Source organism: Candidatus Frankia nodulisporulans (assembly GCF_902806475.1).
Lineage (GTDB): Bacteria > Actinomycetota > Actinomycetes > Frankiales > Frankiaceae > Frankia > Frankia umida.
The window spans coordinates 1-9444 of sequence record NZ_CADCWS010000173.1; the positions used below are offsets into that span (position 1 = coordinate 1).

10 protein-coding genes are annotated in these 9444 nt (G+C 71.5%); 4 read left to right on the forward strand and 6 right to left on the reverse strand.

Annotated features, from left to right (window positions below):
- A partial coding sequence (locus G6R24_RS14855; RefSeq protein WP_163549844.1) for a tyrosine-type recombinase/integrase occupies positions 1–1230 on the forward strand: 1230 nt, incomplete at its 5' end.
- 132 nt (positions 1231–1362) lie between these two features.
- On the opposite strand, the gene G6R24_RS14860 is transcribed toward G6R24_RS14855, so the two are convergent.
- From G6R24_RS14860 to G6R24_RS14875, 4 genes are all read right to left on the reverse strand, one after another.
- Positions 1363–2526 carry an acyl-CoA dehydrogenase family protein gene (locus G6R24_RS14860; protein ID WP_163549851.1) on the reverse strand — a complete coding sequence of 388 codons (1164 nt, stop codon included), beginning with the start codon at positions 2524–2526 and terminating at the stop codon, positions 1363–1365.
- 83 nt (positions 2527–2609) lie between these two features.
- Positions 2610–3506, reverse strand: a complete 897-nt coding sequence (locus tag G6R24_RS14865; RefSeq protein WP_476695821.1) for a 3-hydroxybutyryl-CoA dehydrogenase — start codon at positions 3504–3506, stop codon at positions 2610–2612.
- 215 nt (positions 3507–3721) lie between these two features.
- Positions 3722–4624 carry an AEC family transporter gene (locus tag G6R24_RS14870; protein WP_163549845.1) on the reverse strand — a complete coding sequence of 301 codons (903 nt, stop codon included), beginning with the start codon at positions 4622–4624 and terminating at the stop codon, positions 3722–3724.
- A 68-nt stretch (positions 4625–4692) separates the two neighbouring features.
- Complete coding sequence (locus tag G6R24_RS14875) at positions 4693–4911, reverse strand: hypothetical protein (protein WP_163549846.1); 219 nt, start codon at positions 4909–4911, stop codon at positions 4693–4695.
- 204 nt (positions 4912–5115) lie between these two features.
- On the opposite strand from G6R24_RS14875, the gene G6R24_RS14880 reads away from it, so the two are divergent.
- On the forward strand, positions 5116–6279 hold the full coding sequence (locus G6R24_RS14880) for an alkane 1-monooxygenase (protein WP_225438553.1): 1164 nt from the start codon (positions 5116–5118) through the stop codon (positions 6277–6279).
- Here the strand turns inward: G6R24_RS14880 and G6R24_RS14885 are convergent.
- Both G6R24_RS14885 and G6R24_RS14890 read right to left on the reverse strand, forming a co-directional pair.
- Positions 6267–6881, reverse strand: coding sequence for a hypothetical protein (locus G6R24_RS14885; RefSeq protein ID WP_163549847.1), 615 nt, complete (start codon positions 6879–6881; stop codon positions 6267–6269). The two genes, G6R24_RS14880 and G6R24_RS14885, sit on opposite strands and share 13 nt — an antisense overlap.
- 113 nt (positions 6882–6994) lie before the next feature.
- Complete coding sequence (locus G6R24_RS14890) at positions 6995–7720, reverse strand: lysophospholipid acyltransferase family protein (protein ID WP_163549848.1); 726 nt, start codon at positions 7718–7720, stop codon at positions 6995–6997.
- 226 nt (positions 7721–7946) lie between these two features.
- On the opposite strand from G6R24_RS14890, the gene G6R24_RS14895 reads away from it, so the two are divergent.
- A complete protein-coding gene (locus tag G6R24_RS14895) occupies positions 7947–8648 on the forward strand; it encodes a M50 family metallopeptidase (RefSeq protein WP_163549849.1) in 702 nt (233 codons plus the stop codon).
- 60 nt (positions 8649–8708) lie between these two features.
- Positions 8709–9444: SOS response-associated peptidase (locus tag G6R24_RS14900; protein ID WP_163549850.1), on the forward strand; the 736-nt coding region annotated here is incomplete at its 3' end.

Below are 9444 nucleotides of genomic sequence, written 5' to 3' on the forward strand. Positions count from 1 at the left end.
GTCTCCGAATTGCGCACCGCGGTGCCCGAACCCGAGGCGACGTCACGCCGCACCTGGCTGGAACACGCACGCGACTTCGCCGACGCCAAATGGGATGAGGGGCTCGCCCCCGGCACCCGGCGTGCCCTGGCCGATGCCCTGGCGACCGTCACACCGGCGCTGCTCCTCGACGACCCGCCGGATGCCATCGCCTCCCTGGTCCGCGAGGCCCTGTTCGGGTGGACCTTCCAGTCCGGGCGCCGCCGCCGTCCGGCGGGCGATGGCCGATGGGCGGAGAACCCACCACCAGACGAGCTGGAGAAGGCGGTGCAGTGGCTCACCAACCACACCCGCCCGATCGAGGACTTGGCCGATCCGGAGCTGATCCGGTCCTGCCTGAATGTCCTCTCGCGCAGGCTCGACGGCCAGCCTGCCGCGCCGAACACGGTGCTGCGTAAGCGGGTCGCCTTCGGCGCCTGCCTGGCCTACGCGGTTGAACGGGGAGACCTGGCCCGCAACCCGCTGCCGGAGTCGTCTCGGTCGGGGCCGAAGACACGCGAGCAGGTGGACCGTCGGGTCTGCGTGAACCACCGCCAGGCCCGCCGCTTGCTGGAGAACGGCGTGCGGCCCATCGCCCCGAACCTCGTGGCCTGGTACGGGTCGATGTACTACGCGGCGATGCGACCTGGCGAGATGCAGGAGCTGCGTGAAGCCGACCTGCGGCTACCGAAGAAGGAGGGCGCGTGGGGCACGGCGATGCTGGTCGGCAACAACCCGGAAATGGCCGGGGGGTGGACCGACGAGGGGACGCGCGCGGCTCGCCAGCTCAAGCACCGCGCGGTCGGCGACACCCGCGAGGTCCCCGTCCACCCGCTGCTGGTGAAGCTCTACCTCTGGCATCTGGACGAGTTCGGTACGACCGCCGACGGACGGCTGTTCCGGGGTCTCATGGGGGGACCGGTCACGGCGGTCCGGCACCGAACCGTCTGGGGTCAGGCCCGGAAGCGTGCGCTGTCGACCGCCGAGGCGGCCTCGCCACTCGCGCGCCGTCCGTATGACCTCCGGCACGCCGCCGTGTCGGAGTGGCTCAACGCCGGGGTAGCCCCGACACAAATCGCCCAGTGGGCGGGCCACTCGGTCGCGGTACTGCTGCACACCTACGCTCGGTGCATCGTCGGTCAGGACGAGGCGGCGCGCAGGCGGATCGAAGCGGCCCTACGCTTGGACGACGACGAGCCCGACGCTGCTTGATCGAATCCACGCCATGTCCACAAACACTCGGCAGCAGCCATGATCACCCGGTGGTAGTCGGGAACGCGGCCGGCCCACCATGATCGATCAGGTGGGCAGATCATGGCTGCTGCCAGGGAGAACGGCGAGTTCCTAGCCCCGGAGCAGGGCCCGGGCCATCACCAGGCGCTGGATCTGGTTGGTGCCCTCGTAAATCTGGGTGATCTTGGCGTCGCGCATCATGCGTTCGACGGGGAAGTCGCGGGTGTAGCCGGCGCCACCGAAGAGCTGGACGGCGTCGGTGGTGACCTCCATGGCGACGTCCGAGGCGAAGCACTTGGCGGCGGCGGAGACGAAGCCGAGGCCCTTCTCCCCACGCTCGGCCCGCGCCGCCGAGACGTACACCAGGTGGCGGGCCGCCTCGATCTTCATGCCCATGTCGGCGAGCATGAACTGCACACCCTGGTTGTCGGCGATGGCCCGGCCGAACTGGCGGCGTTCGCGGACGTAGGCCAGCGCCGCGTCCAGCGCGCCCTGGGCGATGCCGACGGCCTGGGCGCCGATGGTCGGGCGGGTGTGGTCGAGGGTGGCCAGCGCGGTGCGCAGGCCGGTGCCTGGTTCGCCGATGATCCGGTCCGCCGGGATGGTGCAGCCGGTGAAGTGGATCTCGGCGGTGGGGGAGCCCTTGATGCCGAGTTTGCGTTCCTTGGTGCCCACCGCGAAGCCGGGGTCGTCGCGGTGCACGACGAACGCCGAGATGCCGTCGACCCGGCGGGTGGCGTTCGGGTCGGTGACGGCCATCACCGTGTACCAGGTCGACTCGCCGGCACCGGTGATCCACGCCTTGGTGCCGTCCAGCACCCAGTGGTCACTGTCGAGGCGGGCCCGGGTGCGCATCGAGGCGTTGTCCGAACCGGCCTCCCGCTCGGACAGCGCGTAGGAGATCATCGCCTCGCCGCTGGCCAGTGATGGCAGCACGAGCCGCTTGAGCGCCTCCGACCCGGACAGGATGATCGGCAGGCTGCCGAGCTTGTTCACCGCCGGGATCAGTGAACTCGCCGCGCAGGCCCGGGCGACCTCCTCGATCAGGATGCAGGTGGCGACCGAGTCGGCCCCCTGCCCGCCGTAGGCCTCGTCGATGTGCACCGCGGCGAAGCCGGCGCGGGCGAGCGCGCCGTACGCCTCGACGGTGAAGCGTTCGTGTTCGTCGGCGTCCGCCGCGTACGGGGCGATCTCCTTGTCGGCGAGGCCACGCACCGCCTCCCGCAGCGCGATGTGCTCCTCGGGAAGCTGGTAAAGGTCGAACGACGCGTTCATGGCAGCCCGCCCGCTGGTCGCAGTCAGATCCTCGATGTGACCCGGATACCCGGCATCAGATGCCGGCACCCGGCGCCGGAGTCCTATCGGGTGTACGTGTGGAACCCGCGTCCGCTCTTACGGCCGAGCAGGCCCGCGTCGACCATCCGCAGCAGCAGCGGCGGCGCGGCGTACAGCGGCTCCTTGAACTCGGCGTACATCGAGTCGGCCACACCCTTGATCGTGTCCAGGCCGATCAGGTCGCACAGCTTGAGCGGACCCATCGGATGGGCGCAGCCGAGCACTATGCCGTTGTCGATGTCGTCGGCGGCGGCGAGGCCCGCCTCGAGCATCCGGATCGCCGAGAGCAGGAACGGCACGAGCAGCGCGTTGACCACGAAGCCGGCGCGGTCGGTGGAGCGGATGGTCTGCTTGCCCAGCGCCTCGGCGGCGAAGCTCTCGGCGGCGGCCACGGTCCGCTCGGACGTCAGCAGCGACGGGACGATCTCGACGAGCTTCTGTACCGGCACCGGGTTGAAGAAGTGGATGCCGACGACCTGCTCGGGCCGGGACGTCGCCACCCCCAGCTTCATGATCGGAATCGACGAGGTGTTGGACGCGAAGATCGCGTCGGGGCGGGTGACGACCTTGTCGAGAGTGCCGAAGATCTCGGCCTTGAGCCGCTCGTTCTCCGCGATCGCCTCGACGACGACGTCCCGGTCGGCGAACGCCTCGAGTTCGGTGGTGAACGTCAGCCGGGCCAGCGCCGCGTCCCGATCCGACTCGCTGATCTTGCCGCCGCGCAGCGCCCGGTCGAACGAGGAGGTCAGGCGCTTACGGCCGGCCTCGAGCGCACCCTCGTTGATCTCCCGGACGGCCACGTCGAGCCCCGCGCGGGCGGCCACCTCGGCGATGCCGGACCCCATCAGGCCGCAGCCGATGACCCCGAGCCGGGTGTACCCGGCCGGACCGGTCGTGGCCTCGGCCACACCGTCGGCCAACGTCGCTGTCTGCACCGCACTCACCGAAGATCCCACTCCTCTCGGACGCCAACGCCGACGCCCCGAACGCGAGTACGCAGGCGACGCCGACACCACGGATTCGTCGGCGATCGTCCTGTCATCCACCCTAGACGGTGGGCCTGTCCGACTCACCAGATTCGCCCCGATCAAGATCTTCTCTGGTGGTCGCGGGACAGCCGTCCGAGCGGGGTGGATCAGGAGCCGAGCAGCAGCGCCCACAGCGGCAGGGTGAGCAGGCTCAACGGCACACCCACACCCACCAGCAGGCTGGGCAGCGGGGTGGCCAGGTCATGGCGGGTGGCGATCAGCGCACCGGCGACCATCGGCGGCATCGCCGTCTCGAACAGGGCGATGGTCACACCGTGGTTGCCCAGGCCGCCGGCCAGCGCGTAGCAGCCGACGACGAGGGCGGGTGCGACGACCAGCTTCACCCCGAGGCCAAGGACGAGCTCCCGCCAGTACCGCCGGGCCGCCGGGACCTCCAGCTGCATCCCGATCGAGAACAGCGCGAGCGGGGTGAGGGTGGCGCCGAGGGACACCAACGCCTCGTCCAGCCAGGACGGGAAGGTCACCGGGCGCAGCAGCAGCGCGCCGACCAGGGCCAGCAGCGCCGGCGAGGTCAGGACCCGGCGCGCCAGCTCCACGCGGGGCAGCGCCGCCCCGGCGACGACCGTCACCGTGACCAGAACGACGGTGTTCACCAGCAGGAACGAGCCGAGCTGGTCGACGAGCACGGCGATCGCCACATCGTCGGCACCGTAGAACGCGGTCACCATCGGAAAGCCGACGAAGCTGGTGTTGGCCACCGCGGTCGCGGCGATCAGGGCGGTCACCGTCTGGCGGGGCAGGCGCAGGAGCCGGCCCGCGAACAGGTAGAGCGCGCAGGAGATCGCGAACAGCAGGTAGGGGGCGGCCACGACGAGCGCGAGATGGTCCGGGAAGTCGACGAGGTGCACCGTGTGCAGCACCAGGGCGGGCAACGCGATGTCGAGCAGCCAGGTGTTCACCACCGCCGCGGCCGCAGGCGGTGGGTGCGAGCGGCGTCGGACGCAGATTCCCGCGACCAGCCCCACCAGCAGGACGACCAGCGCGGACACCTGGTCATCGTGGCAGCTCACCGTCGGCTGGCAGCCCCATCGTGGCGCTTGTTACGCGCCCGCCGAGGTCAGCGCTGGCCGCCGCGGCGGCGTAGCCGGCGGATGCGGCGCAGCAGGCGGGGCAGGCCGATGTTCAGGACGAACAGCGCACCGGCGAGCACGTAGTTCCCGGCGCCGAACCGTACCTGGCCGGGCAGGGGAAGCAGGGTGTAGGTGATCAGGACCAGCATCGGCAGGATCAGCGTGGCCACCATCACCCCGCCGACCCAGGGCGGTGAGTCGGTCATCGACCGGGACCTGCGCGGCGGCACGGTGGTGCCACCACTGTCGGCTACCACCTGGGTGCCATGTGGTGGAGGTCCTGTTGTCGGCGCACCGATCGGGCTGGCAGATTGACCCGTCGGCGCCCCCCGGTGGTCCTGGGTCGGTCGCCGCGGCCGACTCGGCGCGTCCGGCTGTGGGCCGGCGCGCCCGGTGAATGGGAGGTCCCTGTGGTCGCCCCTGTGCTCACCGTCCCCGACTGTCCCGCCTGGCGTGACGGCAAGCGGTACATGTGGCTCACCGCCACCGTCGTCCCGCTGACGGCCATCGTCGGCTACGGGTTGTGGCACCGCACCGGTGTCGGGTTGCACTGGTGGATCACCCCGCTGTTCGTGTTCGTCCTGGTCCCGCTGCTCGATCTCACGTCACCGCCGGACACGGTCAATCCGCCGGAGGCCGTGCGGGCACAGCTCGAGGCGGACCGGTACTACCGGCGCTGCACCTATCTGTACCTGCCGCTGGCCGGGATCGCGCTGGTTCTGGGCGCCGCCGCCTGGGGGCAGGGGCACCTGTCGGTGCTGGCGCGGGTCGGTGCGGTGCTCTCCGTCGGCAGCGTCACCGGGGTGGGCATCACCACCGCCCACGAACTGGGCCACCGGCGGAACCGGCTCGAGCGGGTCCTGGCCCGGCTGATGCTGGCCGCCACCGGCTACGGTCATTTCCTCGTCGAACACAACCGTGGGCATCACCGGCGGGTCGCGACGCCGCGGGATCCGGCCAGCGCCCGCCTCGGTGAGGGCTTCTGGCGGTTCTGGCCGCGGACGGTGTTCGGGGGGCTGCGGTCGGCCTGGGTGCTGGAGGCCGACCGGCTGCGCCAGCGTGGCCGGCGGGTCTGGTCGCCGCGCAACGAGGTGCTGCGCGGCTGGCTGCTCACCGCGACGCTGTACGGCACCCTGAGCGCGATCTTCGGCGTCGGGGTGCTGGGTTTCCTGGTCGCCCAGGCCCTCGTCGGGGTGACCCTGCTCGAAGGGGTCAACTACATCGAGCACTACGGTCTCGCCCGGGCCCGCCTGCCGGGCGGACGATACGAACCGGTCACCCCCCGGCACAGCTGGAACAGCGACGCGGTGGTCAGCAACCTGGCTCTCTACCAGCTGCAACGACACAGTGATCATCATGCGCATCCGACCCGGCGTTACCAGACGCTGCGTTCGTTCCCCGAGTCGCCGCAGCTGCCCGCGGGCTACGCCACCCTGCTGGTGGCCGCCTGGCTGCCACCACTGTGGTTCCACCTGATGGACGACCGGGTCCTCGCCCACTACGGCGGGGACCTGACCCTGGCCCACGTCCAACCGTCCCGCGCGCGGGCCCTCGCCGACCGTTACCGGGCCTGAGCGTCCTTCGGGCCGTCCGAACCGCTGGACGGCTTGGGCTGCCCGGGTGAGGACGCCGCCTGGGCGGCCGGGGGAGGTGTCGGGGCGGGGCCGAGCAGCCGGTGGAACAGGTCACGCAGCCGCAGCAGCGCCTGCCGCAGTTTCTCGGTGTCGGCACCGGCCTGGGCGTCGGTGTGCGCCTGGCGATAGGCCTGCGCCAGTTCGGGATGGTCCACGCCGAGGAGTTCGGCGCGCTCGCGGACATCGCCCTGCGGGTAGCCGCGGGCCCGCATCACCTCGCTGACCAGCTCGTCGGCCTGGCGGGTGATCCCGCCCGGGTTGTCCACGAAGCGGCTTTGGAGCCCCTGCCAGCGGCGGACGAAGGCGGTCCGCTCCGCCTCGGTGAGGGCGACCAGGGTGAGGGTGTCACGCCGTTCGGCGACGGCCAGCAGATGGCGATGCGCCGCGCGACGGCTGCCCAGTTCGGCGACCGCCCGGTCGTACTCCGGGCCGAACCGGCGGCGCAGTGCGACCCGTCCACCGCCACGGCGGTCGACCAGCGTGGCCGTGACGATCAGCGCCACGGCCACGGTCACCAGCAGGACCCAGCCCGCGACGGGCACGCTCGACCACCTCCGCCGCTCCACCTCGCAAGGCGATCACCGTGGCGGACGATACCGGCGGGCGACGGCGCCGAAGCGCCAGGCCGCCACCAGTGGGCGGCCGGCGTGACCGCTCAGCCGGCGTCGTCGGCGGGCTCGACCGGCGGCGCCGATCCGCCCAGGTGCGCGGGCAGCCACCAGTCCGGCTCGCCCGCGCCGGGACGTGGGTAGCCCCGTTGGGCGGTGTCGAGCAGGTTCGTCATGACCTTGTACAGCAGGTCTGTTCCGGCCTGCCGGTCGGCGAGCTCCGCGGCGGCCACCGGCTCACCCACGGTGATCGTGATGGGCGTGCCGATCGCCTCCCTCGGACGCAACGGCCGCCCCTTGGTCAGGACGCGCTGACTACCCCAGATCACCATCGGGATGACCGGCACCCCCGCGCTCGCGGCCATCCGGGCGGCGCCCGACTTGAACGGGGCAAGGCAGAAACTCGGGCTGATCGTCGCCTCGGGGAAGACACCCACCAGCTCACCGGCCCGCAGCGCCTGCAACGCCTCCCGCAGCGACCCCGCCCCCGCCTTGCGGTCGACCGGGATGTGATGCATCCCCCGCATCAGCGGGCCACCGATCCGGTGATCGAACACGGCCTTCTTCGCCATGAACCGCACCGGCCGGCGTCCCGCCGCCCAGAACGGCAGGCCGGCGAGGGCGAAGTCGAGGTAGGACACGTGGTTCATCAGCACGATCGCACCGCCGGACGCCGGGATGTGCTCGACACCCTGCATGTCGATCCGCAGGCGCAGGCCCGCGAACAGGCACTTCGCCACGCCGACGACCGGCCGGTAGACGTATTCCGCCACGGACGGGTCTCTCCTTGGGTAGTCCCTGCCAGGTTTCGCCCCCCGGGCTGCGCTGCCCGCCTGCGACCCTACCGTCGTGTCCGGTCGTGGCCAGCGCGGGGAGCCAGACCGCCGCGGCCCACCCCGGCACCGACGCGGGGCCCCCGTACCCACCGGACGATCCACCAGAGATGATGGCCTTTCGCTGACTGTTGTGTCGTCGTTCGGGTCGGAGGGGGCGAACTGGATGGAGATCCTTCGGCGCAGTTTCGAGGCGCAGCCGAATCCACCCGGCTGGGTGCTGGTCCTGGCCGCCGTCCTCGCGGCGCTGACGGTGCTGAGCAACCGGCTGTGGCCAGTCGCCCGGCATGTCATCACGATCGCCCACGAAGGCGGACACGCGCTGGTGGCGGTGCTCAGCGGTCGCCGCCTCGCCGGGGTACGGCTGCATTCCGACACCTCCGGCGTCACGGTCTCCTCCGGGCGGCCGACCGGGCCCGGGGTCATCGCGACGGTGGCCGCGGGTTATCCCGCGCCGTCCCTGATCGGGCTGGGCGCGGTCGGACTGTTGGCGGCCGGCCGGTCGAGCCTGGTGCTGCAGCTGTGCGTCGCGCTGCTGCTGACGATGCTGGTGGTGATCCGCAACGGGTTCGGCGTGCTGTCGCTGGTGGTCAGCACGGCGGTGATCCTGGTGATCTCCTGGTTCGCGCCGGCGACGGCCCGCGCCGGCTTCGCCACCTACATCGCCTGTTTCCTGCTGCTCGGGGCGTTGCGTCCGCTGGTCGAACTGCAGCGCCAGCGTCGGCGTCGGCGGGCACCCGATTCCGACCCCGACCAGTTGGCCCGTCTGACCAGGCTGCCCGGAGCCTTCTGGGTCGTTCTGTTCGGCCTGTGCGGGCTGGCCTGCGCGGCCGGGGGAGCCACGCTGCTGTTCGACTGGCCGTCCTGAGCGGACGGTGCGGGGCCGGCGGGCTGGAACTGTCACAGGTGCCTGGGAGACTCGGACAGCATGTGCGGTCGTTATACGCAGAAGCTGAAGTCCGACGATCTGGTCGCGGCGATGTCCGCGCGCGACGAGACCGGCGGAGCCATTCGGGAGAACACGAACGTCGCGCCCACCTCCACGATGCCGATCGTCGTCGCCGAGCAGCCCTCCGACACCGGAGCTGACGCCGACGCCGACGCTGACACCGACGCCGGAGCCGGCGCCGCTGCGGTCGGCGAGCGGGTGCTGCGGCTGGCCACCTGGGGGCTGGTCCCGTCCTGGGCGAAGGACCGTTCGATCGGTGCCCGGATGATCAATTCCTGCGCGGAGGCGGTGGCCGTCAAACCCGCGTTCCGCTCGGCGTACGCCGCCCGGCGCTGCCTGGTGCCCGCCACCGGCTTCTACGAGTGGTTCCGGCCAGGTGGGGGAGCCCGCCGGGGTCAGCCGTTCTACATGTACCCGGCCGGCCATCCGGCCACCGGCGACATCCTCGCCTTCGCCGGGCTCTACGAGGTCTGGCGCAAGGGTGACGAACCCCTGGCGACGTTCACGATCCTGACCACCACCGCGGCCGAGGGGCTTTCGTTCCTGCACGACCGGTCCCCGGTGATCCTGCCCGTCGCCGCCTGGGATCGCTGGATCGACCCGGCCACCGACCCGGCGGACCTCACCGCGCTGCTGCGTCCCGCACCGGCCGGCGTGCTGCTCGCGCATCCCGTCGGTACGGCGGTCGGCAACGTGCGCAACAAGGGCGCCGAAC

What these genes read in the sequence shown, in the direction of transcription:
- G6R24_RS14895 (WP_163549849.1), top strand. Translation starts at nt 7,947, where the DNA reads ATGGAGATCCTTCGGCGCAGTTTCGAGGCGCAGCCGAATCCACCCGGC.
- G6R24_RS14860 (WP_163549851.1), bottom strand. Translation starts at nt 2,526, where the DNA reads ATGAACGCGTCGTTCGACCTTTACCAGCTTCCCGAGGAGCACATCGCG.
- G6R24_RS14875 (WP_163549846.1), bottom strand. Translation starts at nt 4,911, where the DNA reads ATGACCGACTCACCGCCCTGGGTCGGCGGGGTGATGGTGGCCACGCTG.